The organism is Bacillus cereus group sp. MYBK15-3 (assembly GCF_051916765.1).
GTDB lineage: Bacteria > Bacillota > Bacilli > Bacillales > Bacillaceae_G > Bacillus_A > Bacillus_A cereus.
Genome location: NZ_JBQAHG010000002.1, coordinates 69871 through 96180, shown reverse-complemented (window position 1 = coordinate 96180; position 26310 = coordinate 69871). Strand labels below are relative to the sequence as shown.

The window sequence follows — 26310 nt, the reverse complement described above, 5'->3', positions numbered from 1 at the left end:
AACTACAACAAATAACAGACAAAGCCATTATATATTTTTCATAGTAAAACATCCATTATTTTCTTTTTACACTATCAATATATTATTTTTCGTTATCGTCCTCTTTTTTAGAACGTCTACCTAAGAAGAACACAAAAACATTACTTCCAAATAAGTGATGTTTTCTCTATTTAATGCAGTGGTAACATAACCTCAACCGTTGTTCCAACCCCAACTTCACTTTCAAAACTCATTTTACCATTGTGGTCTTTAATAATTTTTTCTGTAACTACTAAACCTAGACCAGTTCCTGTTTCTTTCGTTGTATAAAAGGCTTCATTTAACTTTGGAATTTTATCTTTTGGAATACCACATCCCTCATCTTTCACTTGAACGATGATTCCATCTTTTACAGTAACTTTAATCGTAATTGTTCCCCCAACTGACATTGCTTCAATTGCATTTTTGATTAAATTAAAAAAGACCTGTTTTAATCGTTTTTCATCACATGTAATGGACGGTAAGTCTTTACTGTAAATACCTTGTATGTGGACTCCTTGTTTTAAAGCAGGCTTTTCCATAACTCGAATAACATAAGAGATAATTTCTTGTATGTTATGAGTTTCTGATTCTAGTGATTTAGATTTCTCAAATCCACTAAGTTCTGTAGCAATTATATGAATCCGATCTACTTCTTGTTTCATAATATCACTATAAATTTTATCCTCTGGATGCTTGTCGGCTTGTTTATTCACAAGTTTTTTTAAGTTTGCTAAAGGTCTTCTAATCTTATAACCAATAACCGTTGCCATTTTTCCAACAGCTGCTAGTTTTTCTGTCTGTTTTATTTCTTTGTCCATCATCTCAAGCGTACGAACGTAAGACTGAACCCTCAAAAATATAATCCAACATATAATAGTAAATACACTATATAATGCCATTGGGATTAAAACGAGAGAAGATTGAATAATGATTCCTGTAAGAGCGTACTTCCCGACAAGTATCGCTGGAACTAACCAGAAATATCTTTTGTTCACAAAGATTGGTGCGAACAAAATAAAAAATACTTCTACTATATTTCCACCGTCAAATTCCGCATCGCTACCATAATAAATCATAATGTTATGGATACAATCTAATACATTATAGCCAATTAGAATAATATACTTTACCACAAAAACATTCTTCCATTTCATAAAGTATATTCCAATGCAAAACAATACTACCGTCAAAAGGTAAAGCCATAAACCTAAACCATCTTCAAACTTTCCTACGCCTTCTTGCTCTCCCGCGATTAAAGGTACGATAAATTCATAGGCAAGATCATACACAAAAAATATAATAAAAAATAAACTTAAAAATACTTTCAATGCCTTTATTTCTTCATTTTTAAATATATAGCCTTTATTCATATGGTAACTCCTAGCTTTTCTTCCACTTGGATTTCAGTATTTCCACACTTCCTTGGGAGAATGATGTCTATTCTCGTTCCAGTATCTCTTTCACTTGAAATATGCAGCTCACCAAGGTGCTCGGCGACAATTCGATTCGCTACCGTAAGTCCCAGACCAATTTTATCTTGTTTCGTTGTATAAAAGGCTTCTGTAACACGGGTTAAGTTTTCTTGCTTAATACCATGACCATTATCGATTACGCTGATTATTACATATTCTTTCCCTTTATTCTCTAATTGTAAATGTAATATGCCACCTTGTTCCATTGCCTCTAAAGCATTTTTTATCGTATATAAAAAGACTCCTCTTATTTTTCGTTCATCACATTCAACTTCTATTGTTTTTTCTTCCACATTAGAAATAAACTGCACGTTTAATTCATTCATTTTTCCGCGAAGACTTGTTATTACTTGTAATACAATTTTTCCTACATCATGTTTCTTATAAATAGAAGGTTTGCATGTAGCAACTTCCATCAACTCACTTATCATATTATTCATATTTTCTATTTCAAAAATCATACGTTTATAAATAGGATCCTCTTCATGCTTCTCTCGTTGTAATTGCGTAAATCCTTTTAATGAAGCCAGTGGATTTTTAATTTCATGTCCAACAGTCGCTGCCATTTTTCCGATTACTGCTAATTTTTGTGATTCACTAGCAATCGCAATACTTTCCTTTACGGCTGAAAGATATTGTAAAAATCGATTTAAAATGATATATGCAGCTATTAACATAAGTGTACACATAATAAGGAACATAAATGCTTTTATTTCCTCTAATACAAATAAATAAATTAAATATTTTCCTACAATAGAGGAAAGCAAAAACACATAAAATTTTTTATTTAAAAATATGGGTACAAAGAAAATGAGAATAATTTCTATTATATTTGTCGCATCAAACGCCGCCTTATTATAAAAAATATACGAAATTATATTAGCGATTTCTATCCCTATGTATGCAAATATCCATGCATATTTAACAAGGTTTGCCTTTTCTTTTTTCAGTAAATATATATTCACGCACAGTATTGCTACTCCGCAAATAACTTGCCATACTATGTTGTATCCCTTATCCATTATTGATTTATCTTCTAATACGATTGGATAAAAAATTTGATATGCAATAACAATGACATATAACACCCATAAAAGGATTTTTGCATTCCTTTCTTCTTCTTTATATGATAGAAAACTTTCTTTCACTTCAACACCCCTTCAAAATAACATCTCAAAGAATACCATTTATTATAATAAATGATTTTCATAGACAAACAAAGATAAATCGAACATTTGAGGAAAATCGTACCAAAAACGCAATATATTTAGACTATATACAGAGCATAAAATCTATGATCATTAATACATATATTATGGAGAATGTTTTATATAGACGGCCTAAAAAGTAAAACAAAGCTTTTAGAATGGAGCCTATTGATAGAACAGGGGGAGTTTTATGTTTGTTACTGTCGAGAAAGATGTGCATATTTTTGTGCAAGACGTTAATCCTGGTCCAGGTAGTAAGACTGTTTTCTTCGTTCACGGATGGCCTTTAAATCATCAAATGTATCAATATCAACTCAATGTTTTACCAGAGCATGGCTTTCGCTGTATTGCCATGGATATACGAGGGAATGGGCAATCTGATAAGCCATGGACTGGTTACACGTATGATCGATTAGCCGATGATATCGCAATTGTTCTGGAAGCACTTCAAGTAGAGAACGCTACATTAGTCGGTTTCTCAGTTGGTGGTGCTCTTTCTATTCGCTATATGTCTCGCTATAATGGCCGCCGCATTTCTAAGCTCGCATTAATTGACGCTGTCTCCCCCTCTTTCGTTAAAAATCAAGAGTCCCCTTACGGTGTACCGAAAGAACAAGCAGATGCTCTCATTAATCAAATGTATGCTAATTTACCAAAATTTTTAAATGATGTATCTTTATCCTTTTTCAATAGAAACTTAGGAGCTGCAACCCTTGAATGGTTTTCTTATCTCGGTATGCAGTCCGCTTCTTATGCCCTTATCAAAATTTTACAAGCAGCTGCAAATGAAGATGTAACGAAAGATTTAAATAAAATTAACGTCCCAACAAAAATCTTCCACGGCGTTCACGACCAACTAATTCCTTACAAAAGTGCTGAACTTACACAACAACGAATTAAAAATTCTCAGTTACATGCTCTTACAAATAGTGGTCATGGTTCACCAATCGATCAAGCGGATGAATTAAATAAAGAACTGATAAAATTTTTACAAACATAACAACTGCAATATAAGAATGAAAGTTAACATAATCGTTTTTATAAAACATAAAATTCACACATTTCTCACAAATACACGAATAAAACGATTACATTTTCATATATACTAAATGTACAAGTAATACTCCCTAAACCCAGCTTGTCTGGTTACCCCGTTAAATACTATGAAAAAAGAACTTGTATCGTTATACAAGTTCTTTTTGTTTCTTTTATTTAAAGAGGATATCTTTACTATATTGATTTCCAACGAGTAAATCATATTGAAGCATTTTATATTGCTCTAACATTTCTTTTTGTTTCTTTGTTAAATCATTGATTACTTCTCCATTTTTATCAACTTTTAATTCATCTCTAAGCACTGGTATTTCCTTGTAAAGTTCCGATAAAAATTGATAAAATAAGGATTTATTTAATCCTGCATAATCAAAAATAAGATTAGAAAAATGAATTGGGCTTACTAAACCTAAATTATCATTTGGCATATCAAAGTTTGCATACATTAATAACGGAGTTTGCGCCATCGCTAAACGTTCGCTCGGTGTTTTTTCATTCGTTATATACCCATTTTCTTTATAAAAAGATTTATTTGTTCCTAATGATGGAAGATGATCTCCAAAGAATACTAATAATGTAGGTCTATCTAAATTATCTAGTTGCTCTATTAAATATTGAAGGGCCTCATCTGAACGTCTTAATCCTTCTGTATACGTCTCTAATTCTCCTTTTGATTCTTCATTTTCTAGACCGCTAATTTCTATTAGGTTTTCACCAAATCGGCCTTCTGTAAATGGAAAATGATTTTGCATCGTAACTGCATGAATAAATGTTGGCTGTTTTTGTTCCTCTAACTCAGCAATTATCTCTTTACTCATCGCTAAATCACTAATATAATCTCCATCAATATCCACATTTTCCATCGTGTCCTCTGCATTAAACTTATCAAATCCTAACACCTTATATACATCGTCACGTTTAAAGAATGTGCGACCAAATGAATGAATTGCACTTGTATAATAACCTTCTTTTTTCAACGCCGTAGGGATTGATGGAACTTCTTTCTTATTTGTAATAACCTGCTGATATGGTATAGAACCTGGCTTTAACAAACTCATTGAATAACTTGTTAATGCCTCAAATTCAACGTTCGCTGTATTTCCCCCAAATGTAGGAGAAATAGTTTGTCCCCCAGGAAAGTTTTCTATATAATGATGCAAATTTGGTACAGGATCTTCACTAAAAGAAAGGTTGGTTACTTTCGTCGGATCCCAAAACGATTCACTCATTACAAAAATAATATTCGGTTTCTTTTTTTTCTTTTGATTCCCTATATTTCCACTATATTGTTTTTTTATATCGTTTGCTATTTGAAGCATATTTTCTTTAGAATAATTTTTTGGTTTTTCCATAACTGTTGTATCTAAATTGCTAATAAACCCAAGTACAAAACCATTTGAAGCGTAGTTCTCATTTTGATTCCACAAAACAAAATCTACACCTGATTTTTGAAATACTTTATTCATAAATGTATTCGCAAAATTACCGTACGCATATAGAACAAAAATAGATCCTACTACTAATAAGGCTCTTATTCCTAGATGAATCTTTACATTTTGAATATACCTTCTCATATATATCCCTGCTACAATACAAGCTACGATACTTACGATAATGACAAAAATATAACTCCAACTAAAATAGTCCATCACCATCGGTATAACAGATTGCATATGCGTAATTTGTGTGAAATCAGAAGGATATAACGGATCACCTCTGAAAATAAGCTTCAAATAATTCACAATACATAAAATGACTAACGTACAGCTCGTTAAAACCATACTTAGAAAAACCTTACCTATTAAATTATATACAAGAATATATATTGCATAAATTACTACAAAACTTAATATAAACTGCATATTATAAAAGTAAATCCAATTCATTGCCTCTATGAAACTCATATTAACTTGCATGACAATATAAAATAACGCTACTGTATGAGCTAATAAAAGTAATATAAAATGCACTCGCAGGGATGCTCTAAGTATAGGCATCTCTTTTTTATTGAAATGCGTAATATAAAACGTTATGCCCCATATGAAAATCATCATAACACTTAAAACAAGCTTTTGATTTAAATGATCTTTCATCATGTCTAAATTAAAAACCTTTAAAATCATAAACAGCATAGTTATTACTAATAAAGTCACCATACTACTTATAATGCTAGAAATTAATATATTTCTTTTTGGAAGATGAAAAAGTGTAGAACCATACTTCAATTCATTCCCTCGTTTCTATGTCTTAATTTCCCCCGCATCGAAAGAACTATTTCTATTAAAATAACATATATTACATATTTCGTCTGCATACTTGCTTCTACCATAAATGTATTGTCTTAATATTCCCTTAATCAACAGTTAAATTGTGGTATACAAATTACTCATTCTTGAAAAACTTAATTTCAGCATTCCACTTTATGATATAATAACTATGTTTTGGAAATCCTTAATACTATTAAAGATTTCACATAAAAATACGAAAGAATTAATAAAAAAGGAGTTGCTCATTTTTGCTTACTAAGTTTAAGAGTTTGCCTAAAGCGGTATATGCAATTTTGGCGCTTTCTTTCCTGTTGCACGTTTTTTGTTTAATAAAACAGCCAGGATTAGATGGAGAGTTAGTCAAAGTAACATATGGTGCAAATGATGCCTTTAACTATTCGTTAACAGCTGAACAACTATTAAAACATGGTGTATTTGGTTATGTGTATTTAGAACCTAGTGAAGTTCCAGGGAAAAATGCATATATTACACCAGGTCAGCCATTACTATTAGCTGGCGCTATGATTATTTCTGATATTACATCAATTCCTTACTATTACGTAGCAACTGTTATTAACATGATCATGAACCTTTGCACAGTGCTATTAGTATTCTTAATAGGAAAAGAATTGTTCGAAAAAAACATTTATGGAATTGTTGCAAGTATTTTATATGCTATTTATCCAAGTAACTATACATACTTCCGTACATTGCTAACAGAAGTTCCATCCATATTCTTATTGGCGTTATGTGTATATGTATTTGTTCTCGCATGGAAATACAATAAAGTGAAATTCCATATATGGTTTGGAGTTGTCGTTTCAATTTTACTTATGTTCCGTCCAAATCCAGCTCCAATGATGCTTATTCCTGTTCTTGTTGTGTTATTTACATATGGATTTAAAGAATCCATTCGAATCGGATTGTTATGGTTTATCGGACCTTTCTTTATTATTGGCGCATGGGTTGTTCGTAACTACTTAGCACTCAACCAATTTATTTTATTCTCAACCCAAGGTGCAGATCCACTAATTGCCGGTGCAGATCCATTTAATAAAATTGGATATGAAAATATAGTAAATGAAATGAGAGCTAAAGGCTTAGATGACAAAGGTGCATACGCAAAAGAATTAATTAAGAACGGATTTAAGACGGACTTCACTTATTGGTTCTCTTGGTTCACTGTCGGTAAAACAATTGAATTATTCAAAACAGCTCCTGCTGTAGACCAATATCGTATTCACAACTTTATGCAACTATGTCATAGAGTGTTTATCATCGGTACATTCTTGAGCAGCTTCTGCTTCATGCTAAATTCATTTAAACATAAACGCGTTATGATGCTAGTAGCAAGTTCAATTATTTACATTATCTTCTCAAACTTATTCTTAGCAATTAATCGCTATGGATTTTTCATTAATCCTCTTATGTGCTTAATTCTTGCATACGGATTAATTCACATTGTGCAGAAGCTTCCATTCTTCCGCACTAATCAAGCATAATAAGAAAGAGGTCGTCCACCGTTGGACGACCTCTTTCTTATTCCCCCACACTTTACACACGGCCAATTTGTCCATTCTGTAATCACACTTTAATTCCGTATGTATGTGTGTCTGTATTTGTCAAAATATCTTTCACAACACCACTCACTGTTTTACGTATAAATGCAAGTTTTTTACAACTATTACTATAACGAAAAGAGAAAATGATTAGTATGTGTATTATATAAAAGGAAGCAGCCATATTTTCCATACGATACATACGAGCACTATAACTACAAAATCAAAAAAATCTAATCTCGGTCCTTTTTTCATATTCATATGTAGCCACATATGAAACCATTTTATTTTTGTATATTTATGGATGTTTTTCTTTGCAAATCGGTAAATAAGCATTTGCATAATAAAAAATCCGGCCACAAAAATAAATAATAAGATGAGAAATCCAATCACAAAATTCCTCCTATTTTTGTAGCGTTTTTTCTACTATCCGATTTTTCAAAACCCACTCTTCAAACTGGGCACTTCCAAATTCCCAACTAAGATCGCGAGCATGTACAGAAAAAACGTAATAACCGGCATATTCGTCCATAAACCTACCTAACTCTACATCGTCTTTCTGAATACCGTATACTCCAAAATTAAAATACACATCCCATACGTCTTCATTCTTCCTCTTATAAGCGATCGATTCCATATCACATTCTGTCCCGAAATAATCAAGATGTAAATGTACGCTATCATCGTATTCGTACTCCATTTTATCACCCCTTATATTTGTACTTCTTTACCACCCAAAAAATTCCTGCTATCTACACTCACATATGGGCACTTACCTACATATCATGCTTGTAGAGTGACTTCTAGGAGGTGTTATATAGTGAAAAAATTAATCGCGATTTTTTGCATCATGTTACTAGCTGTTTTTACTTTTGCTGCTTGTAGTAGTAAAAAAGAAAGTACGAAAGAACAAACTCAAAACATTCGCGTTGGCGAAGTTACCCATTCTCTCTTCTATGCCCCATTATATGTCGGGATTGAAAAAGGATTTTTTAAAGATGAAGGACTAAATATTGACCTACAAACAACAGCTGGTGGCGATAAAACGATGACCGCCCTATTATCTGGCGGAATTGATATTGCTCTCGTCGGTTCTGAAACGTCTATTTACGTTCATCAACAAGGAGCGAAAGACCCTGTCATTAACTTTGCACAGCTTACACAAACAGATGGGACATTTTTAGTTTCACGTAAAAAACTAGACTCTTTTAATTGGAATGACGTAAAAGGTATTACATTTTTAGGACAGCGTAAAGGCGGCATGCCGCAAATGGTTGGGGAATACGTTTTAAAGAAAAATGGAATTGATCCTCGGAAAGATACGAACTTAATTCAAAATATCGAATTTGCTAATATTGCAAATGCCTTTGCATCTGGTACAGGAGAGTTTGTGCAGCTCTTTGAACCGACTGCAAGCATATTCGAAAAAGAAGGTAAAGGTTATATCGTCGCTTCATTCGGAAATGAATCTGGTACTGTTCCTTATACAACGTTCATGGCAAAAGAAAGTTTCTTAAAGAAAGATAAAGCTGCTGCTGAAAAGTTCACACGTGCGCTCTATAAAGCACAGCAATGGGTTGATACACATAGTCCAGAAGAGATTGCTGATGCTGTTTCTCCGCTATTTAAAGACACTTCGAAAGACATTACAGTAAAAGTAATTGAACGGTATAAAAAACAACATTCTTATGCGACAAATCCACTACTAGATGCGGAAGAATGGAAACAGCTCCAAACGATTATGAAAGATGCTGGTGAATTACAAAAAGAAGTCCCACATGAAGCGCTCGTCAATACAAAAATTGCCGAAAGCGTTATTAAGAAATAGAGGCGAAGTGTATGAGTTTTTTACAAATACGTAACGTTTCTCACTGTTTTTTCGCAAAAGAGAATGCCAAACTTATTCTCGAAGATATGAGCTTACAAGTGGAAGAAGGCGAATTTATTTCTATACTCGGCCCAAGTGGTTGCGGTAAAACAACGCTCCTCTCAATCATTGCTGGACTACTTGATCCAATTGATGGTATCGTCTTTTTAGATGGTGAACCAATTACAACGAAAACTTCATCTATGGGATATATGTTGCAGCAAGATTACTTATTCCCGTGGAAAACAATTGAAGAAAATATTATGCTTGGACTTCATATTCGAAAGATTTATGATGAACAGATGAAAGAACATACTTTAAATCTTTTAAAACAAGTCGGTCTACATGGGGTAGAAGGACAATATCCTCGTGAACTATCCGGCGGTATGCGTCAACGTGCTGCTCTCGTTCGAACGTTAGCAACTGATCCGAAAATTTTATTACTAGATGAACCATTCTCCGCACTCGATTATCAAACGAAATTAAAACTAGAAGAACTCGTTTTCAACTTACTAAATAAATATAAGAAAACATCACTACTTGTTACTCACGATATTGAAGAGGCGATTGCGATGAGTGATCGTATTTATTTACTGCAAGCGAATCCTGGAAAAATCGCAAAAACCTTTATCGTCCCGGAAAGTATCCGTTCTTTATCACCGTTAGAAGCACGCCATCACTACGATTTCCCAGCCCTCTTTCAAGATATATGGAAGGAGCTGGAACGACTTGGATAATATACAACAACTACATGAACAATTTCGAAAGAAAGAACGCAGGCGTGCTTGGATTGCTCGCTCATTACAGCTTTTACTACTTATTCTTTTCTTTGCACTATGGGAAATAGCTAGCAAAAAAGAATGGATCGATCCTTTACTCTTTAGTTCTCCTTCGAGTATTTGGGATCTCTTCTTAACGAAATGGATCGATGGTTCACTTTGGGTCCACATATGGACGACATTGCTGGAAACAGGAGTAGGCTTCATTCTCGGAACGGTACTCGGTGCTATTATTGCCACGTTTCTTTGGTGGATGCCACTTCTAGCCCGCGTACTTGATCCTTACCTCGTCGTCCTAAATGCAATGCCAAAAGTTGCACTCGGTCCAATCATCATCGTTATTTTCGGTCCAAACATTTCATCTTCTATCGCAATGGGAGTAATCATTTCCATCATCATTACCATTCTCGTTATTTACAGTGCATTTCAAGAAGTCGATTCTAACTATATAAAAGTGATGGACACATTTGGCGCAAATAAATGGCAATGTTATAAGCAAGTCGTTCTCCCTGCATCCTTTCCAGCAATTATCTCAACGTTAAAAGTAAATGTTGGTTTATCCTGGGTCGGTGTTATTTTCGGAGAACTTCTCGTTTCCAAACAAGGACTTGGCTACTTAATTAGCTACGGATTCCAAGTCTTTAACTTCACACTCGTCTTACTTAGCGTACTACTCACATGTGTTCTTGCAACTCTTATGTATGTATTTGTTGAGGCATTTGAAAAAATTCTAATTGGAAAAAGAAAAAGAAGCTGACTCAAAACAGTGCGCTATAGTCAGCTTCTTTCTTTTACCTTTTATCACACATTTTCGTTTCATTTGTAATGTTTCCATCCGCAACCGTAACTGTATGGAAACAGTCTTTCACACGTACTGTAACGACATTATCTTTTCGATCTATCACATGATAATCATTAAACTTTTCATTCAAAGCACTACGAATTTGCTCCCCTTCAAAAATCGGAAAACCGTGAGACATTACCCAAATGAGACCAGCAACAGCAAGAATCGTTTTCATACGTTTCATTACCTCCTCGAGAGTAAACTTATAGTCCCTACAACACGCGCATTATAATTGTGTCTAAATTGTGACATTTTTATACTAATTCTATTTTATACCGCAAGTTCCTTCTTCTTTTTAATAAAAATACAGAATTTTCAATTTTATCAACATAAAAAAACGCAAAGAATTAAAAATTCTTCACGCTTTTCTTTAACGAAACTATATCGAAAGCATAACTCACATTAGTCTCCACTTTGTTGTTCTATCGTTTTTGAAACATCATATAATCCCGACAGCACTTCCGCTCTCATTTTTACAAGCTCAGGGAACTGATAGAAGAAAGCAATTTTTTTATATTTTAACTCTGTTCCTTCTTTCACCTTTTTTGAATCTTGTAAAATGAACGCTGTAAATGTATCTGCGATATCCTCCGTTACATTTGTTGTTCCATACAGCGATACAAAATCATCATGCTTTTCTTTATAAAATTCAATTTGTGCCTCTTCACTTTCTTCTACTTTCTTTTCTGTCCACTCTTGCTCAATTGGTTTCCAAAATTCATTATAAAATTGGTTAATATACGAAGTTTTTCTCGCACATCCATTTTTCAAGAACACCGTTTTACATTTATTTCGATATGATGAAATGTCTTTCTCTTCATCAAACGCCTCTAAATATTTCCTATCCACTGGTACTTGTTTATGCCCAATCGTTAATACGTGAGCCGTTTCATGAATTAATGTTTTCATCACTTCATCTATATTCACCCCAGAATCGAGCACGTCTAAACTAAGCAACCAATCTCTCGGGTCATCCATACTTGGCATGACATGGGCAACAACGCCGTCATAACCATCCGTTATTAGATCAAACCCTGTTATATTCTCACGATATTTCACTGGAATGAGAGTGCGATACATGTCCCATAACGTTTCATGATACTCTCTATCTTGTCGCTGGCTTAACAAATCATCTTTTGCTACTTTGTCATCTGCAAAAACTTTATTCAATCTCTTACGATCCAATTTCTCAAAATAAGGATCTACAATTTCATCATCATCGATATAATAAGAAGCTAAAAAGAAGTAATTGTCATCCTCTTCTTTTTTCTGTTCCGCCTCTTTCATATTCATACTTTCATACTCTTCTATGTCATAATCCTCTACTTTTTCAAGTTCTGAAAGTCCCTCTATCTTTTTATATACTTTTTGTAATGTTTTATCTCCTATTTGCGTGCACTCTTCTTCTGTTTTACAAATTTCTTTTTCTTTCGTAACCTCGATAGCACTCTCGCATCCTGCAACTAAACTGCTTGCTATAATACAACACACTAACTTGCCATACAGTTTCTTCATACAATCCCCCATTATTCCATTCTACAAAATATCATAATCATTTTTTTGCGAATATGCGATAATTAATTATAAAAACTGCAAGGAGGCTTCCCATGATTCGTGCAATCTTATTCGACTTAGATGGAACACTATTAGATCGGCGCCAATCTTTAGAACAATTTATTTGTGAGCAATATAATCGCTTCGCCTCACATTTGAAGAGCGTAGAGAAAACAGAGTATTGTTCTCGATTTCTTGAACTCGATAATAATGGCTATACGTGGAAGGATAAAGTATATGCTACTCTCCTTTCCCAATACAACATTACTACTTTAACGCAAGAACAACTACTACACGACTATATTACAAACTTCCAACATCATTGCATTCCTTTCAAAAACACGCATGAACTACTTCAACAGTTAAAACAGCGAAACATTAAAATTGGTATTATTACAAATGGTTTTACTGAATTTCAAATGAGCAACCTTCGAGCACTACATATACATACGTATACAAACACCATTCTCGTTTCAGAAGCTGAAGGAATTAAAAAACCTCATCCTGAAATTTTCGAACGTGCTTTGCAAAGACTAGATGTGAAGGCAGAAGAATGTCTTTATGTTGGAGATCATCCAGAAAACGATGTGCTTGGTTCTGAACAAGTAGGGATTCTTGGTGTTTGGAAAAAAGATTCGTTTTGGGGGAATTTTAAGCATTCACGTATCGTAGATGATTTGTTGGAGGTGCTTTCGTTTTTAGAGGTGGAGGTGGAGATAAAGTGAAACTTTAATCCGCCGCCCCCACCTACTTCATTGCTCCCGCTGAATTTTGAGGTGGGGGGTCTTACTGCCCGGCAAATAGCGAGATAAAAACATAATAATAGTAATTAAATCATATTAATGATTTTCATAATATATCGATTTACCGGAAAAAAGTGATAATAAAGGAAGAGGGGGCAGTTATTCAAAAACGCCTCCTCTTTCTTTATTATTCATACACTGTAAACTGTGGTTTACTCGGATGATCTTTTACTAGCGCATCATCTGGAAACTTTGAAACTTTTTGATATAAGGCAATGTCACCGATACAACCTGCTGTTAGTAGAATTCCTAAAAATGAGAGTGGCTCCAGATTCATAGCTAATCCCAATACAATTGGCAAAATTCCAGTTGGTAAAAACGGAAGCATTAACACTTTCTTCATTTGCTTTACTGTAACCGCCTGTTTAGAATGAGCATATGCAACACCTAATTTCCAATTAACGCCCCATTTTAGTTCACTCCACGGAACACCTCCGATATAGCGAAAACCAATTAAATGTATTGCCTCATGAATACAAACGAGAACAATCATTGCGATAATAAAAAGAAAAATCGTTAATAATGTAACTTCAACTTGAACCCCACCTGAAAGAAATATATGCAAATAACCAATTCCAAACGACAAAGCAATTATTATAAAAAATAAAGAAAAGTTTAATTTAACCATCGAAACAGTAACAGTCGTTTCTTTTCTTTTATCCATCTTCCCCCTCCTAAAATGTAAATATATCTTTACAAAATTGTATAATATAACCAAAATAATGTAAAGATATATTTACATTTATTCTTACATACAAAAAAAAGAAACCGGCTACTTTACTTCGTAAAACAGCCGATTTCTTCTATATGTTTCATCGTACGCGCTAATACGTCATCGCGCATTATAAAGCTAAATTTTCTATTCGTTTTAATGTTGTCAGGAATGTCTTTTAATAAAACAGACCCTTTCGTTTCTTCGTAATGCGTATGTTCTTCTACCGCACTAATTGTTGCAAAATAAATGTTTTTAATGATTATTTTGTCTTTTCCAGATACTTTGTATTGTCCTAAGTAAGTTAAATCAGAAACTATGCCGCCGGTTTCTTCATGAACCTCTCGAACTGCCGCTTCTTCCGGTGTTTCCCCTAGTTCTACTTTACCACCTGGAAATTCAAGACCGCGACGTAAATGATGCGTTAATAACCATTGATCCCCGTACCGGCATACAACCCAAACATGCTTTGGCTCAGGAGAAAATGGATAACGTTCAAACGATAATTGTACAGTGTTGTGGTAATAATCTTTAAATTTGTACATGCCATTACTCCCCTATTGATGGTTACAAGTTTTTCCTACCACAAATTGTAGCATATTCTCGCTTTTCTGCATAATATTATCCAATTACAATCCATTGATTATTCCCATTTGCGCGACTAATTCTTTCGTCTCATGATTTCCTAAATCGTAAATCATTTTATATGCTTTTTGTAGTTGTTCATCATATCGGTCATTATTTGAATCGTGATGATACTCAACAAATGGAACGTGGGAGCGTACAAATGACCCTAAATCTTCTACATATGCTTGATCAAAGTGCTCTCTTAATTCCGTAATTTCCTCATCATTTGCGGAAATCTCAAAATTATACGTATCCGCCGTCTTCACTTGTGAAATTTGACCATTTCCTATTGATATATAATATGTTTTTTTCGTCTCCATGTAACACCCTTCTTTCATCCTTTTAATTTCTATTGTTTTCATCAAATACAAAATTATGTAAAATAAAGAAAAGGAGGGATTTCATGCTGAAAATATTAATTATCGGTATTATCATCGTCCTAGTCATACTAGTACTCTCGGTCATGACGATTAACAAAGGCTACGCTTATAAACATTCTGTTGATAAACCAGAAGATAACCCTTACGCAAAAAATAATAAGGAGGGTTCATAATATGCTTCGTATACTTCGCATTGTAATCGCACTCGCTGTGATAATTATGTCAGCAATTGGGCTCTATACAGGTCAAAATAACTTTCTACCACTTTCACAATTTCTATTAGGAGCTTTACTATTTCTCATCGCAATTGAACAAATAAAGAAAATGGATTCAGGAACAGGCTTTATTTGTATTGCTGCTGGAGCTTTCTCTTGGATTGTTCTTATCGTTACCTACATAAAGTGAAACTTTAATCAGTGGGGTCTTACTGCCCGTTAAATGCGAGATAAAATAGAAGGAGGGTTTTTATGTTAAATGGCATTCGAATTACTCTTGCATTTGTCGCTTTATGTATAGCAATCTATGGATTTTTTACTGGCAATAGAGAAATAATGCCTTATATGTTCTTTTTCTTAGGATTAATGGCTTTCACTGTAGCGATAGGAGAAATAAAACAAGACAGAAAATCTAGCGGTATACTCGCTTTCATGGCTGGCTCTGGTGCTTTATTTCTTAGCTTATCAGAACTATTTCGGTAAATACTCTATTTAAAAGGTGGAGATTTGTATGCTAAAAACATTACGAATTGTATCCGCTCTTATCGTCATCGCTCTCGCTCTATCCGGAATGTTTACAAACGCACTTGTTACATTACCTTATATGCTCATCGCCTTATCTATTATGACTTTCATCATGAGTGCAGAAGAAAAACAGAAACAAAAGAAAGTACATAGTATACTCTCCTTCTTTTCTGGCATACTCACTTTCATTGTTGCTATTATAATTTTTGTCTCTCGGTAATTACCTTTCTATTAGGAGGTTCAAATGCATATAAGAAAAAGAAGAGCATTTCAGCTCTTCTTTAACTCACCATTTTCAATCCAATAATCGTCCCCATAATTCCTACGATACAAATAATTCGAAACGCATTTTTCGGCTCTTGAAAAAATAAAATACCCACAAACGCTGCCCCGAGCGTCCCAATTCCAGTCCAAACTGCATATGCAATTGATAACTGAATTTCTTGAAGCGCCATCGTTAAAAATTGAAAACTAATAATAAAGCCACCTATTAAAATAATATTATTCGTCCAATTATTATCTTTTGCTACTTTCTTTATCCCAATTACACCGACAATTTCAAAGAGCCCGGCTATAATTAAATACATCCACGCCATTTTATTTCACCTCTTCCTTGCCGCCACTAAATTTCAATCCGATAATAAATAATGCTAATAAACAAACAAGGAAAATTTTAATAAACGAAAATGGCTCTTTAAAATACACAATATCTACTACTATCGTTCCCACTGTCCCAATTCCAGTAAATACTGCATATGCGGTTCCAATTGGGATTCTTTTCGTCGCTTCAATTAATAGATGAAAGCTAACTAAAATTGCAATAAGTGTCAAAATACTCATCGAATTTGTTTTTAATCCAGTTGCCCAATATATTTCGATTAAGCCGCCAAATACTAAATACAGCCAAGCCCGATTTGTACTAATCTCCTTTTTCTTTTTCACTTCTTCTTTTATCTCTTGTCGTATTACTTGTTTTGAAGAGCTACGTTTCTTTTTCGGAAAAAGAACGTAAGACATCGCCCATATAAAATGAATCATAAGTATCGATGTCCAAACATTTACAATCGTATTAACAGTTTCATTTTGATAAAAACCTATTTGTTTATTCAAAATCCATTCTTTCATATGAAAAATATAAGATCCACTTGGTAATTCTTGAACTGGTACAAGCCCTATTACAAAAATAAATAGTAGCTGTGCAAGAATGAAAATACCCACATGTTTATAAAAGTATTGCCGCTCTAATCTCGCGTGCTCCTTTCCATATAGCTTCTCTTTTTGCATAGCTGTCATTTATCTTCCTCCTTTTTCAAATAATACTCTACCATTTCATCTATATACTTCATTGTTTCCGAATCAAGTCCATATACTTTTGCAATCTCCCCCTCTTCAGGTCTAATTAATTCCCAATACTTATTTATTAATTGTTCATCTTCTTGAAATACATGCATAGAAAAACCCACTACTTTTTCCGCCAATTGTTGAACTTCTGGTGAATCTACTGGTTCATTTATACGCTCACGAATTTCTCTTAATACTTGCAGCCACTCTTGCGTTCTTTTATCGCTTTCTTCAAATGTTGGTAAACCCTGAATAATCTGCTGCTCTTCCTCATTAAAATACCTTTTCCAAAATTTCTTCCTCTGGTCAATTCCCTGTACGGATTTTATAAATAACATTAAATCTTCTGTTCTAAGCTCTCCTGTTAATTCAATGGAATGAAATGTTGTATATAGTAGCTTTTCTAAATCCTGTAATTTTTTTACTTCCCCTTGTATCGTTTGAATTTCATTTTGAATCGCACTTTTCCATCTTTCTTCTTCTGAAATCCCCTTTTCTTCTTTTAATACTTCTTTTATTTCTGAAAGCTTAAAACCAAGCTTTTTAAAAGTTGTAATTTGCTGCAATGTAATGACATCATCTTTTGAATAGTAACGATATCCTGAATCGGCAACGTACGACGGTTTTAACAATCCAATTTCCTCATAATATCTAAGTGTTCTCGTCGTTACATTCGTTTCTTTTGAAATTTCGCCAATACTATACTTATCCATCATTTCCTCCCTTTACTTTATTTATCTCTACTATAAACTTTGACGTATACGTTAGAGTCAATACTCTTTATACATACATTTCTACAAATAAAAAAACTGCCCTTTCACAGGCAGTTTTTCTTTTTATCCAAAAACTTTCTCAAGTTCATCTTTATCTTGGCTTAACCAGAAGTTCATTAAGCGTTGTGCTCCTTCTAAGTCGTGAAGCTTCGCTTGACCACATTGCGTTTCATTTGCAGCCGGAATTTCTGTAATTTGAACCGCATCTTTTAATGTTAGTTCTAATAAATCAATGATTTCTCGAACTGTTGGCGTTCCGCTCACTACAAGATAATATCCTGTTTGGCAGCCCATCGGTGAAATATCGATAATATCAAAATGCGGATAACGATCAATATATTTACGTAAATTAAATGCTAATAAATGCTCTAACGTATGAATAACATCTGGTTTCATTGCTTGTTTATTCGGTTGACAGAAACGAATATCAAATTTATTTACAATACCGTCACTACCTACATTGTGAACTCCGCAATGTCTTACATAAGGTGCCTTTACAATCGTATGATCTAATTCAAAGCTTTCTACTGATGGCATACAACATCTCTCCCGCTTTTAATTTAATTCCGTTATATCCAATATGATATAACGGAAATGCACATTAGTAAAGTATTATGTACAGTCGTGCTATAATACTTTAAGAATATGCTGAAAAGGAGACCGTTATGAAACAGATTTTTATTGGGATTATACGCTTTTATCAAAAGTTCATTTCTCCGATGACGCCACCAACATGTCGTTTTTATCCAACTTGTTCTCATTACGGATTAGAGGCGTTTCAAAAACATGGTGCACTCAAAGGCTTTTGGCTTACTTGTAAGCGTATATTAAAATGTCACCCTTTCCACCCGGGAGGATTTGATCCTGTCCCAGATAAAAAGGATGACAAAGTAAATTCTTAATTGTCGTAACCATTCACAACTAAATCTAATTTTCCTGTATCAGGATCTATAACAAGACCGTGAACAGGTACTTCTTCCGGAAGTAATGGGTGGTTGCGAAGTACTGATACGCTATGTTCTACACTTTCTTCCACACTAGAGAAACCGCGCAAGAATTGTTCTAAATCGATTCCAGAATAACGAAGCATATCTAATTTCTCTTCTGTTATACCGCGTTCTTTCATTCTCTCAATCGTACTGCTTGCTTGAATTTTTGCCATACCACAATCATGGTGACCAACTACACATACTTCATCAGCGCCAAGTTCGTATACAGCGACTAAAATACTACGCATAATACTTCCAAATGGATGTGAAATAACAGCGCCTGCTACTTTAATAATTTTCACATCACCGTTACGCATATTCATCGCTTTTGGTAATAGTTCAACAAGTCGTGTATCCATACAAGAAATAATTACCATCTTTTTGTTTGGAAATTTCCCCGCTACAAACTCTTCATATTTTTTCTCTTCAACAAATTTCTCATTGTACTGCAAAATCTCTTCTAATGACTTCATAGTAAAGGACCCTCTTTTCTCTCGTTTACACTACATAAATAGTGTACCAAAATATGAAAAACTCAAAAAGGATATCGCTTTATAGTAAAAATAAGATATTTTCAGATAATCGACATAATTCTTTCAAAATATACACACATCTTTGTAACAAGTTTCACATACTTTAAACGTATTTTCACTATAAACTGATTGTAGATAATGTAAAAAAGGAGTGAATATTTATTATGTCCGACGTTCTGTTACTAAGTCGTTTTCAATTTGCAATTACTATTTTTTATCACTTTTTATTTGTACCTTTGACAATCGGACTTGTCATTTTAGTAGCATGTATGGAAACTCAATACGCCCGCACATTGAATCCAACATACCGTAAAATGGCAAATTTCTGGGGTAAATTATTTACAATTAACTTCGTAATGGGGATTATAACCGGGATTACGATGGAATTCCAATTTGGAACAAACTGGTCTGAGTACTCCAAATATATGGGAGACATTTTCGGATCACCTCTCGCAATCGAAGCACTCGTTGCCTTCTTCTTAGAATCTACTTTCATGGGAATATGGTTATTCGGTAAAGACAAAATTTCACCAAAGTTCCGTGCCTTCTGTATGTGGATGGTTGCACTTGGAACAAACATTTCCGCACTTTGGATTATTACAGCAAACGGCTTTATGCAAAACCCTGTTGGCTACGTAGTACGTAACGGCCGCGCTGAATTAAATGATTTCTGGGCACTCGTTACGAATCCATACGCTTGGAATATGTTCTTCCATACTGTAGTTGGTTGTTATATCGTAGGTGCTTTCTTCGTTATGGCAATTAGTGCCTATCACTTATTACGTAAAAATGAAGTAGAATTCTTCAAAAAATCATTTAAGTTTGGTTTAATGTTAGGCTTATTCGCCGCAACAATTACACCGTTTATGGGACATCAATCTGGTGTATCAGCAGCTAAATATCAACCCGCAAAAGGAGCTGCGATGGAAGCAGTTTGGGAAACTGGAAAAGGACAAGGCTTCTCAATTGTTCAAATTCCTGATGTAAAAAATGAGAAGAACTTTGAATTCCTTACGATTCCAAAACTCGGAAGCTTCTTCTACACAAATTCATTTGATGGCGAAATTGTTGGTTTAAAAGATATTCCGAAAGATGAACGTCCAAATGTTAACCTTGTGTATTATAGCTTCCGCTTAATGGTTGCACTCGGTATGTTCTTTATGGCATTAACTTGGTATGGCTTCTATTTAAACCGAAAAGGAAAACTAGAAAACTCAAAACGTTATTTAAAAATTACAATATGGTCTGTCTTACTTCCTTATATCGCGATTAACGCAGGATGGATTGTCGCTGAAGTAGGTCGTCAACCATGGACAGTATATAAACTAATGCGTACAGCAGAATCTGTATCACCTATATCTGTCCCGCAAATTTGGTTCTCATTAATTAGTTTAATTTTATTCTACACTTTACTTTTAATCGCAGACGTATACTTAATGCTGAAGTTCGCGAAAAAAGGACCTGCCGCATTAGAAGAACCTGCTACTGAGGGAGGTGTGGCTCATGTCTCATGATATGCTTGCAATCATCTGGTTCGGTTTATGGGGCGTGATTTGGACAGTTTACTTCATTCTTGACGGGTATGCACTTGGTAACGGAATGATTTTTCCTTTCGTTACGAAAGACCGACAAGAACGAAATCAATTACAAGAAGCAATTGGCCCGTTCTGGGGCGGTAATGAAGTATGGTTAATTACAGCTGGTGGCGCAACATTTGCTGCCTTCCCAGTCACATATGCTAATATGTTTAGTTATTTATATACACCGTTATTCTTAGTATTACTTGCACTATTTGCTCGTGCCGCTGGACTGGAATTCATGCATAAAGATGATTCACCAATTTGGCAAAAAACTTGTAAATGGGCATTTGCAATTGGCAGTTTCCTAATCGCCTTCTTATTCGGTGTTACATTCGCTAATCTTTATTACGGACTACAAATCGGAAAAAATGGCTATGAAGGAAATTTACTTAGCTTACTAAACCATTACGGTATATTAGGTGGTCTTTTCTTCACTGCTATATTTGTCGTATCCGGTGCCCTTTGGGTCATGATTAAAACGACTGGTGAAGTATCTGATCGTGCTTATAAAATCGCAAGACCATTTTCAATGGCAGCTGCTATTATTTTAGCTATCTTCTATGTAGCAACTGCTAATCGGACAAACTTATTCCAAAACTTTACGGAATATCCGGTACTATTCATTCTTCCAGTACTTGCAATGCTAATGAGTGTACTCGCACTTATTATGGTGTACAAACATAAAATTGGCCTTGCATTCACATTCATTTGCCTAACAATCGCAATGTTTATGACAACTGGCTTTGCAGGTATGTTCCCAAGAATGTTACCATCTCGTATTAACGATGCATACAGTACAACGTTATACAACGCAGCTGGTAGTCAATTAAACTTAAAAATTATGTTCTTCGTTGCAATGATCATGGTACCAATCGTTATTGGATATCAGCTTTGGAGCTACAGTATCTTTAAAAATAAAATTCATAAAGACTCTGCTAAAGGATATCACTAAAATAAAAAAGACACTTCGTTTGAAGTGTCTTTTTTTGTACGTATGATTTTCGATAAGATGTTATATTTCTAATCTAACAACTACACTATAGAAGAATCATTAACAGCTCACAGCTAGATTGTATCATAGGGCAACTTCATCATTTTATGCAATTTTACATACTGTACTATAAAGTAAACTGTATCCCCTGATCATTCGCATCATTATCCCATACATCAGCTGTACTAATCCCGCTAAACGTTTGTACTTTCATTCCTGTATTTGAAGATCCCGATCCATTATAAGCCTTCGTCTTTTCAATCGGCTGTACGTTATATTTGTCACCTACATTAATTGTTCCATTGCAGTTTTCAATAATAACACCTTCCACAACTGCCGGCATTTTGTCACCCACTTTCATTTCTTTACTTTTATTTTATGAAAATCGCCTAGAAAAATAGCATGTTTCAATAAGAAAAAGCACTCAAATTGAGTGCTTTTTCTTTAAGCATAAAGACAAGTTTGGAGACAGTTGACTTCTTCAAAATTTTATTAGGGGTAATATTTTGAAAAAGAAAGCCTTTCATATGTAGGTTAACACCACTGGAATATATAGTAAATTGATAATATTTATACGGAAGATTGCTAATGTTTAGTATAGATAGTTTACACTACGCTAACAGTGAAAACTATCTATACTAATAAAAAAGGTGCCTTCAAAAAAGACACATTTCAAAAACAGACACTATAAAACAGAATTATTTATTGTTATACGATTGTTAGATACAAAAAGTAGAGGGAAATGTTTGTATTAAATTCTGCTTTATAAAGTCTGTCTACAAATTATATTGTAATCCTCTTCATTTGAAAAAAAATATAATATGCACAATTGCATACAAAAAGAAAAAGCACTCTACTGAGTGCCTTTTCAACCATTTTACTTTTAATATATCGCTTTACATACATTGTAACATATGTATCTATATATTTTATTGAGAAAATTCTAAATCATTTTTTCTTTCATTTTCAATTATAAAATCATGTAATATAAAGGATATGTCAAATTATTATACAAATTGAGGTGTACTATATTTATGTATTTTGGAATTATTCCTCTTATATTGTTTATTATTTTTCTTATCTCCTATTTAAAAGATCCACGAAAAATAATAAACGGCTTTTTATTTAATGCCTTTTTCTGTTTTTTCCTTCTGTTTTGTATACTTGTCTCTTGGGACTCAAGTAATACTATCCTAGGCTACATAATAGTCTTACCTATTTTAGCAGTGATCGTTATGATTCCTTTCGGTGTTGTTGCTTTAATGTTTGGGCTATTTCTGAATGCGAGAATTTTAATGAAACGAGAAGGACGACGTTTTACTAACTGTTTAACACTTATTGCTGCTTTAGGTATTTTATTCTCTATATTATTCCTTTTCATAAGTCCAGCAAGTTTCTTCTCATCACATTTGCAACCTATTTTTGGTGGAATTTCTCTTATAACCATATATTTCTTTATACACTTATCTAACTTCTTAAGTGCATATTTTTTATACCAATTCAACAGACCAAGACGTAATCAAGATTTCATCATCGTTCTTGGTAGCGGCTTAATTAATGATAAAGTACCACCATTACTTGCAAGCCGCATTAATAAAGCTATCGACTTCTATTGGAAACAAGCAGCTGTAAATACACCACCAACAATTATTTTCTCTGGTGGTCAAGGTCCAGATGAAGGTCTTCCAGAGGCAGAAGCAATGCAAAATTATGCTGTTGAAAAAGGAATTCCTCTTGAACATACAGTGCAAGAAAATCGCTCTGTAAACACATATCAAAATATGTTGTTCTCTAAAGAAATTATGGATTCTTTAAAACCTGAAGGTAAATATAAAAGTATTTTTACCACAAATAATTTCCACCTTTTCCGCGCTGGCATATACGCTAGACAAGCTGGTCTTAATAGCCAAGGAATCGGGTCAAAAACTGCATTTTATTACTGGCCTAACGCAATGATTCGCGAATATGTTGCGATTGTCGTAATGGGACGTAAGCGCCATATGAAAATATGTGGAACTATTTTAGGTTTCGCTTTATTCGTATCAATACTTAGTTTTATATTTTCTTAATAGCATCCCATCCTTTGAAAGGATGGGATTTCTTATACTGATTTCAAAAATATTTTAAAGATAATATGGTGATAATATTCCCTGCATACATCCATTAAAGGAGAATTTTTTCAAATTAAATGTTAAAATAAAATTTAGGTGTGAATGACGTAACAAATAAGAAACTAGTTTGAAACGAGGAAATTATATGGAGAAAATTATCAAAAACAAGCCCAATAAGCTAAAAATTGCTTCAAAAGCTTTGATGATTATTATTGGGGCATTTATTACAGCGTACGGATTAGAAGCAGTATTAATTCCAAATAACGTATCAGACGGTGGTGTGACTGGTTTAAGTATCGTTAGTTCAAGATTATTTGGATTGCCATTAGGAGCTCTAATCGCAGTTATTAACATTCCTTTCGTTTGGTTAGGGTATAAGCAAATCGGTAAAAGCTTTGCGATTTATTCTATTATCGGAATTGCTTCATTAGCAGTAGGTACCGTTGTCATGCACGGAATACCAGCTATTATTGAAGGCGATACATTATTAGTTACAGTTGTTGGTGGTATTATCATCGGTTTTGGTATGGGACTAGCATTACGTAACGGTGGGGCATTAGATGGAATCGATATGCTTGCTGTATTGCTTTCTCGTAAGTTACCATTTGGAACGAGTGACCTTATTTTATTCTTAAACATGTTCGTATTTATTTTCGTATCAACGGTATTCGGTCTTCAAGGAGCTATCCTTTCGGCAATTGCTTACTTTATCGCTTCGAAAGTGATTCATATCGTTGAAGTTGGTTTAAGTGGTTCAAAAGCATTTAAAATTATTACAAAAGAGCCTGAATTAATGGTAGAAACAATTCGCGATCGTTTAGGCCGAAGTGCAACATATAACGAAGTATACGGTGGTTATTCAAGAGAGAAATTCAAAGAAATTTCTTGCGTAATTAACCGTTTAGAAGAAAGTAAAATGAAAGAACTTATTAATGAAATCGATCCACACGCCTTTATTACAGTTTATGACGTAGCAGAAGTAAAAGGCGGTAATTTCAAGAAACGTGATATTCATTAATCGTTATATAAAAGAGAGTGTGCCAAAATTTTGGCACACCCTCTTTTTATTATTAAGTTGCTATCGTTGTCAGTTTTTGTCGGTAAGTCGATATATTCCAATAATCGCTGATATATTTTAAATTGCGGTCGATATATTCTAATAATCGCTGATATATTTTTACTTCCCCCCTTATGCATAAATCGTACCAACTGAAAGGGATTAATTCCCATAACAAAAAAAGACCAAAAAGCAATTTACACTTTTCGGTCTCTATACTATCTTCTCTTTGTAATTTTTCCTGAACCACCGACCCTTGTTTTCGGAGGAGATGTGTTCCTTGGCGGCGTTTTAATAGATGATTTTGGCTTCACATCTGATCCGCTTGAACCGCCTGGTGTTTTTGTAATTTTACCCTTGCTTCCAGTAGAAGGTGGGGGCGTCGTATTACTTCCTTTTTCAGTAATACTTCCCTTATCACCTACTGATGGTTTTGAATCTACATTATCGCCTCGCTTAATGATAGACCCTTTCCCTTCCTTCGTAATTGGAGGTGGGGTTTTCTTTTCTTCTTTTGTAGGTGGTCTCTCTGGAATAACTGGTTTATGATTTTGTCTATCGTTATATCCTCGATAATCACCGTATGATGATTTTCGTGAACCGAATATATCGTTTAATATGCTACCCATAATATATCCTTGCAAGAAGGACGGTTGGTAATTTTGACGGACGAATTCTTTATTACTTATTTCAATTAACGTATCAGATGGTTTCTCTTTATCCTTTTGCAGGTTATAAATCTTATCAGAATAAACGAGGAACATTTGATTTTCGTCTTCTTTAGATGCTTGCTTCGGTTCTCTTTCGTTAATGAGTTCCTTCGCTACTTCAGGAACTGACCGATTGGCGGCCCTATACACGTAAGATTCTTGTTTACCTTCCTTGGCAACAGATTCAAGTGGATAACGGTCTTGAATCGACTTTGTCTGCCCGCCTTGACAACCTGATAAGGCATAACCAGCAACAACAAGTAATATAACGATAGCAAGTATAGGGATTACAAACGATTTAATCATGGTAAACAATCGGTTTGACATGATTACGCCCCC

32 protein-coding genes and 1 pseudogene are annotated in these 26310 nt (G+C 34.1%); 15 read left to right on the top strand and 18 right to left on the bottom strand.

Going from position 1 to position 26310, the window contains the following annotated elements:
- Positions 1-170: 170 nt before the first annotated feature.
- Positions 171-1391, bottom strand: a complete 1221-nt coding sequence (locus ACTFR8_RS08860; protein ID WP_001032638.1) for an ATP-binding protein — start codon at positions 1389-1391, stop codon at positions 171-173.
- Positions 1388-2641, bottom strand: coding sequence for an ATP-binding protein (locus ACTFR8_RS08855; protein WP_044584925.1), 1254 nt, complete (start codon positions 2639-2641; stop codon positions 1388-1390). The genes ACTFR8_RS08860 and ACTFR8_RS08855 overlap by 4 nt, the downstream gene beginning before the upstream one ends.
- A 250-nt stretch (positions 2642-2891) precedes the next feature.
- On the opposite strand from ACTFR8_RS08855, the gene ACTFR8_RS08850 reads away from it, so the two are divergent.
- Positions 2892-3701 carry an alpha/beta fold hydrolase gene (locus ACTFR8_RS08850; RefSeq protein ID WP_000498279.1) on the top strand — a complete coding sequence of 270 codons (810 nt, stop codon included), beginning with the start codon at positions 2892-2894 and terminating at the stop codon, positions 3699-3701.
- A gap of 208 nt (positions 3702-3909) precedes the next feature.
- Here ACTFR8_RS08850 and ACTFR8_RS08845 read toward each other — a convergent pair whose 3' ends face one another.
- Entirely contained in the window at positions 3910-5979 is a 2070-nt protein-coding gene (locus tag ACTFR8_RS08845) for an LTA synthase family protein (RefSeq protein ID WP_200509857.1), read from the bottom strand.
- 290 nt (positions 5980-6269) lie between these two features.
- Here ACTFR8_RS08845 and ACTFR8_RS08840 point away from each other — a divergent pair, with 290 nt between their 5' ends.
- On the top strand, positions 6270-7523 hold the full coding sequence (locus ACTFR8_RS08840; RefSeq protein ID WP_252209706.1) for a glycosyltransferase family 39 protein: 1254 nt from the start codon (positions 6270-6272) through the stop codon (positions 7521-7523).
- 82 nt (positions 7524-7605) lie between these two features.
- Here the strand turns inward: ACTFR8_RS08840 and ACTFR8_RS08835 are convergent.
- From ACTFR8_RS08835 to ACTFR8_RS08825, 3 genes and pseudogenes are all read right to left on the bottom strand, one after another.
- Positions 7606-7677: pseudogene (locus tag ACTFR8_RS08835) on the bottom strand (DUF2196 domain-containing protein); the annotation flags it as partial.
- Positions 7678-7742: 65 nt separating this feature from the next.
- Positions 7743-7973, bottom strand: a complete 231-nt coding sequence (locus ACTFR8_RS08830; protein ID WP_000578981.1) for a hypothetical protein — start codon at positions 7971-7973, stop codon at positions 7743-7745.
- 10 nt (positions 7974-7983) lie between these two features.
- Positions 7984-8280, bottom strand: a complete 297-nt coding sequence (locus ACTFR8_RS08825) for a DUF3986 family protein (protein WP_000455580.1) — start codon at positions 8278-8280, stop codon at positions 7984-7986.
- Positions 8281-8400: 120 nt separating this feature from the next.
- On the opposite strand from ACTFR8_RS08825, the gene ACTFR8_RS08820 reads away from it, so the two are divergent.
- From ACTFR8_RS08820 to ACTFR8_RS08810, 3 genes are read left to right on the top strand one after another with little or no spacing between them, the layout of a single operon-like run.
- The gene (locus tag ACTFR8_RS08820; protein ID WP_200509856.1) at positions 8401-9408 is read left to right on the top strand and encodes an ABC transporter substrate-binding protein; all 1008 of its coding nucleotides are present in this window, start codon (positions 8401-8403) and stop codon (positions 9406-9408) included.
- 11 nt (positions 9409-9419) lie between these two features.
- The gene (locus tag ACTFR8_RS08815) at positions 9420-10184 is read left to right on the top strand and encodes an ABC transporter ATP-binding protein (protein WP_000009025.1); all 765 of its coding nucleotides are present in this window, start codon (positions 9420-9422) and stop codon (positions 10182-10184) included.
- Positions 10177-10983: an ABC transporter permease gene (locus tag ACTFR8_RS08810; RefSeq protein ID WP_000368822.1), complete on the top strand. Its 807-nt coding sequence runs from the start codon at positions 10177-10179 to the stop codon at positions 10981-10983. Before ACTFR8_RS08815 ends, ACTFR8_RS08810 begins: the two co-directional genes overlap by 8 nt.
- Before the next feature lie 34 nt (positions 10984-11017).
- Here ACTFR8_RS08810 and ACTFR8_RS08805 read toward each other — a convergent pair whose 3' ends face one another.
- Positions 11018-11245 carry a hypothetical protein gene (locus ACTFR8_RS08805; protein ID WP_000849112.1) on the bottom strand — a complete coding sequence of 76 codons (228 nt, stop codon included), beginning with the start codon at positions 11243-11245 and terminating at the stop codon, positions 11018-11020.
- A gap of 227 nt (positions 11246-11472) precedes the next feature.
- Positions 11473-12585, bottom strand: coding sequence for a hypothetical protein (locus tag ACTFR8_RS08800; RefSeq protein ID WP_000737829.1), 1113 nt, complete (start codon positions 12583-12585; stop codon positions 11473-11475).
- Between the two features lie 92 nt (positions 12586-12677).
- On the opposite strand from ACTFR8_RS08800, the gene ACTFR8_RS08795 reads away from it, so the two are divergent.
- Positions 12678-13349 (top strand): HAD family hydrolase, encoded by a 672-nt coding sequence (locus ACTFR8_RS08795; protein ID WP_030028728.1) that lies wholly within the window; start codon positions 12678-12680, stop codon positions 13347-13349.
- 205 nt (positions 13350-13554) lie between these two features.
- Here ACTFR8_RS08795 and ACTFR8_RS08790 read toward each other — a convergent pair whose 3' ends face one another.
- From ACTFR8_RS08790 to ACTFR8_RS08780, 3 genes are all read right to left on the bottom strand, one after another.
- Positions 13555-14091, bottom strand: a complete 537-nt coding sequence (locus tag ACTFR8_RS08790) for a DUF3267 domain-containing protein (protein ID WP_044584928.1) — start codon at positions 14089-14091, stop codon at positions 13555-13557.
- Between the two features lie 113 nt (positions 14092-14204).
- A complete protein-coding gene (gene mutTA, locus ACTFR8_RS08785; protein ID WP_000276385.1) occupies positions 14205-14684 on the bottom strand; it encodes an antimutator 8-oxo-(dGTP/GTP)ase in 480 nt (159 codons plus the stop codon).
- 84 nt (positions 14685-14768) lie between these two features.
- On the bottom strand, positions 14769-15086 hold the full coding sequence (locus ACTFR8_RS08780) for a hypothetical protein (protein WP_000448409.1): 318 nt from the start codon (positions 15084-15086) through the stop codon (positions 14769-14771).
- A gap of 83 nt (positions 15087-15169) precedes the next feature.
- Here ACTFR8_RS08780 and ytzI point away from each other — a divergent pair, with 83 nt between their 5' ends.
- The 4 genes from ytzI (at position 15170) to ACTFR8_RS08760 (ending at position 16106) form a co-directional block, all read left to right on the top strand.
- Entirely contained in the window at positions 15170-15319 is a 150-nt protein-coding gene (gene ytzI, locus ACTFR8_RS08775; protein ID WP_071721094.1) for a YtzI protein, read from the top strand.
- 1 nt (position 15320) lies between these two features.
- The gene (locus ACTFR8_RS08770; RefSeq protein WP_087875831.1) at positions 15321-15551 is read left to right on the top strand and encodes a DUF3953 domain-containing protein; all 231 of its coding nucleotides are present in this window, start codon (positions 15321-15323) and stop codon (positions 15549-15551) included.
- A gap of 62 nt (positions 15552-15613) precedes the next feature.
- On the top strand, positions 15614-15844 hold the full coding sequence (locus tag ACTFR8_RS08765; RefSeq protein ID WP_030028735.1) for a YczI family protein: 231 nt from the start codon (positions 15614-15616) through the stop codon (positions 15842-15844).
- Positions 15845-15872: 28 nt separating this feature from the next.
- Positions 15873-16106: a hypothetical protein gene (locus tag ACTFR8_RS08760; RefSeq protein WP_030028737.1), complete on the top strand. Its 234-nt coding sequence runs from the start codon at positions 15873-15875 to the stop codon at positions 16104-16106.
- A 61-nt stretch (positions 16107-16167) separates the two neighbouring features.
- On the opposite strand, the gene ACTFR8_RS08755 is transcribed toward ACTFR8_RS08760, so the two are convergent.
- From ACTFR8_RS08755 to luxS, 4 genes are all read right to left on the bottom strand, one after another.
- Entirely contained in the window at positions 16168-16482 is a 315-nt protein-coding gene (locus ACTFR8_RS08755) for a DMT family transporter (protein WP_252209707.1), read from the bottom strand.
- A 1-nt stretch (position 16483) separates the two neighbouring features.
- Entirely contained in the window at positions 16484-17179 is a 696-nt protein-coding gene (locus tag ACTFR8_RS08750) for a DMT family transporter (protein WP_083432572.1), read from the bottom strand.
- Complete coding sequence (locus ACTFR8_RS08745; RefSeq protein ID WP_098871825.1) at positions 17176-17940, bottom strand: MerR family transcriptional regulator; 765 nt, start codon at positions 17938-17940, stop codon at positions 17176-17178. The genes ACTFR8_RS08750 and ACTFR8_RS08745 overlap by 4 nt, the downstream gene beginning before the upstream one ends.
- Before the next feature lie 123 nt (positions 17941-18063).
- Positions 18064-18537 (bottom strand): S-ribosylhomocysteine lyase LuxS, encoded by a 474-nt coding sequence (luxS, locus tag ACTFR8_RS08740; RefSeq protein WP_001141371.1) that lies wholly within the window; start codon positions 18535-18537, stop codon positions 18064-18066.
- Positions 18538-18665: 128 nt separating this feature from the next.
- On the opposite strand from luxS, the gene yidD reads away from it, so the two are divergent.
- A complete protein-coding gene (gene yidD, locus ACTFR8_RS08735) occupies positions 18666-18902 on the top strand; it encodes a membrane protein insertion efficiency factor YidD (protein ID WP_000809334.1) in 237 nt (78 codons plus the stop codon).
- Here the strand turns inward: yidD and ACTFR8_RS08730 are convergent.
- On the bottom strand, positions 18899-19462 hold the full coding sequence (locus ACTFR8_RS08730; RefSeq protein ID WP_000838164.1) for a beta-class carbonic anhydrase: 564 nt from the start codon (positions 19460-19462) through the stop codon (positions 18899-18901). The genes yidD and ACTFR8_RS08730 overlap by 4 nt on opposite strands.
- A gap of 224 nt (positions 19463-19686) precedes the next feature.
- Between ACTFR8_RS08730 and cydA the strand changes: the two genes are divergently transcribed.
- Together cydA and cydB are read left to right on the top strand one after the other, a co-directional pair.
- On the top strand, positions 19687-21036 hold the full coding sequence (cydA, locus tag ACTFR8_RS08725) for a cytochrome ubiquinol oxidase subunit I (protein WP_001286188.1): 1350 nt from the start codon (positions 19687-19689) through the stop codon (positions 21034-21036).
- Positions 21026-22054 carry a cytochrome d ubiquinol oxidase subunit II gene (gene cydB, locus ACTFR8_RS08720; RefSeq protein WP_000017658.1) on the top strand — a complete coding sequence of 343 codons (1029 nt, stop codon included), beginning with the start codon at positions 21026-21028 and terminating at the stop codon, positions 22052-22054. Before cydA ends, cydB begins: the two co-directional genes overlap by 11 nt.
- Positions 22055-22220: 166 nt before the next feature.
- Here cydB and ACTFR8_RS08715 read toward each other — a convergent pair whose 3' ends face one another.
- A complete protein-coding gene (locus ACTFR8_RS08715) occupies positions 22221-22454 on the bottom strand; it encodes a spore germination protein (protein ID WP_002001299.1) in 234 nt (77 codons plus the stop codon).
- A gap of 673 nt (positions 22455-23127) precedes the next feature.
- Between ACTFR8_RS08715 and ACTFR8_RS08710 the strand changes: the two genes are divergently transcribed.
- A complete protein-coding gene (locus tag ACTFR8_RS08710) occupies positions 23128-24162 on the top strand; it encodes a YdcF family protein (RefSeq protein ID WP_002098000.1) in 1035 nt (344 codons plus the stop codon).
- A 187-nt stretch (positions 24163-24349) separates the two neighbouring features.
- On the top strand, positions 24350-25222 hold the full coding sequence (locus ACTFR8_RS08705; RefSeq protein WP_000411244.1) for a YitT family protein: 873 nt from the start codon (positions 24350-24352) through the stop codon (positions 25220-25222).
- 257 nt (positions 25223-25479) lie between these two features.
- On the opposite strand, the gene ACTFR8_RS08700 is transcribed toward ACTFR8_RS08705, so the two are convergent.
- Positions 25480-26298: a DUF4247 domain-containing protein gene (locus ACTFR8_RS08700; protein ID WP_000071190.1), complete on the bottom strand. Its 819-nt coding sequence runs from the start codon at positions 26296-26298 to the stop codon at positions 25480-25482.
- Positions 26299-26310: the final 12 nt, after the last annotated feature.

What these genes read in the sequence shown, in the direction of transcription:
- ACTFR8_RS08860 (WP_001032638.1), bottom strand. Translation starts at nt 1,391, where the DNA reads ATGAATAAAGGCTATATATTTAAAAATGAAGAAATAAAGGCATTGAAA.
- ACTFR8_RS08850 (WP_000498279.1), top strand. Translation starts at nt 2,892, where the DNA reads ATGTTTGTTACTGTCGAGAAAGATGTGCATATTTTTGTGCAAGACGTT.
- ACTFR8_RS08825 (WP_000455580.1), bottom strand. Translation starts at nt 8,280, where the DNA reads ATGGAGTACGAATACGATGATAGCGTACATTTACATCTTGATTATTTC.
- ACTFR8_RS08815 (WP_000009025.1), top strand. Translation starts at nt 9,420, where the DNA reads ATGAGTTTTTTACAAATACGTAACGTTTCTCACTGTTTTTTCGCAAAA.
- ACTFR8_RS08805 (WP_000849112.1), bottom strand. Translation starts at nt 11,245, where the DNA reads ATGAAAACGATTCTTGCTGTTGCTGGTCTCATTTGGGTAATGTCTCAC.
- ACTFR8_RS08800 (WP_000737829.1), bottom strand. Translation starts at nt 12,585, where the DNA reads ATGAAGAAACTGTATGGCAAGTTAGTGTGTTGTATTATAGCAAGCAGT.
- ACTFR8_RS08795 (WP_030028728.1), top strand. Translation starts at nt 12,678, where the DNA reads ATGATTCGTGCAATCTTATTCGACTTAGATGGAACACTATTAGATCGG.
- ACTFR8_RS08790 (WP_044584928.1), bottom strand. Translation starts at nt 14,091, where the DNA reads ATGGATAAAAGAAAAGAAACGACTGTTACTGTTTCGATGGTTAAATTA.
- mutTA (WP_000276385.1), bottom strand. Translation starts at nt 14,684, where the DNA reads ATGTACAAATTTAAAGATTATTACCACAACACTGTACAATTATCGTTT.
- ACTFR8_RS08780 (WP_000448409.1), bottom strand. Translation starts at nt 15,086, where the DNA reads ATGGAGACGAAAAAAACATATTATATATCAATAGGAAATGGTCAAATT.
- ytzI (WP_071721094.1), top strand. Translation starts at nt 15,170, where the DNA reads ATGCTGAAAATATTAATTATCGGTATTATCATCGTCCTAGTCATACTA.
- ACTFR8_RS08770 (WP_087875831.1), top strand. Translation starts at nt 15,321, where the DNA reads ATGCTTCGTATACTTCGCATTGTAATCGCACTCGCTGTGATAATTATG.
- ACTFR8_RS08765 (WP_030028735.1), top strand. Translation starts at nt 15,614, where the DNA reads ATGTTAAATGGCATTCGAATTACTCTTGCATTTGTCGCTTTATGTATA.
- ACTFR8_RS08760 (WP_030028737.1), top strand. Translation starts at nt 15,873, where the DNA reads ATGCTAAAAACATTACGAATTGTATCCGCTCTTATCGTCATCGCTCTC.
- ACTFR8_RS08755 (WP_252209707.1), bottom strand. Translation starts at nt 16,482, where the DNA reads ATGGCGTGGATGTATTTAATTATAGCCGGGCTCTTTGAAATTGTCGGT.
- ACTFR8_RS08750 (WP_083432572.1), bottom strand. Translation starts at nt 17,179, where the DNA reads ATGACAGCTATGCAAAAAGAGAAGCTATATGGAAAGGAGCACGCGAGA.
- ACTFR8_RS08745 (WP_098871825.1), bottom strand. Translation starts at nt 17,940, where the DNA reads ATGGATAAGTATAGTATTGGCGAAATTTCAAAAGAAACGAATGTAACG.
- luxS (WP_001141371.1), bottom strand. Translation starts at nt 18,537, where the DNA reads ATGCCATCAGTAGAAAGCTTTGAATTAGATCATACGATTGTAAAGGCA.
- yidD (WP_000809334.1), top strand. Translation starts at nt 18,666, where the DNA reads ATGAAACAGATTTTTATTGGGATTATACGCTTTTATCAAAAGTTCATT.
- ACTFR8_RS08730 (WP_000838164.1), bottom strand. Translation starts at nt 19,462, where the DNA reads ATGAAGTCATTAGAAGAGATTTTGCAGTACAATGAGAAATTTGTTGAA.
- cydA (WP_001286188.1), top strand. Translation starts at nt 19,687, where the DNA reads ATGTCCGACGTTCTGTTACTAAGTCGTTTTCAATTTGCAATTACTATT.
- cydB (WP_000017658.1), top strand. Translation starts at nt 21,026, where the DNA reads ATGTCTCATGATATGCTTGCAATCATCTGGTTCGGTTTATGGGGCGTG.
- ACTFR8_RS08715 (WP_002001299.1), bottom strand. Translation starts at nt 22,454, where the DNA reads ATGAAAGTGGGTGACAAAATGCCGGCAGTTGTGGAAGGTGTTATTATT.
- ACTFR8_RS08710 (WP_002098000.1), top strand. Translation starts at nt 23,128, where the DNA reads ATGTATTTTGGAATTATTCCTCTTATATTGTTTATTATTTTTCTTATC.
- ACTFR8_RS08705 (WP_000411244.1), top strand. Translation starts at nt 24,350, where the DNA reads ATGGAGAAAATTATCAAAAACAAGCCCAATAAGCTAAAAATTGCTTCA.
- ACTFR8_RS08700 (WP_000071190.1), bottom strand. Translation starts at nt 26,298, where the DNA reads ATGTCAAACCGATTGTTTACCATGATTAAATCGTTTGTAATCCCTATA.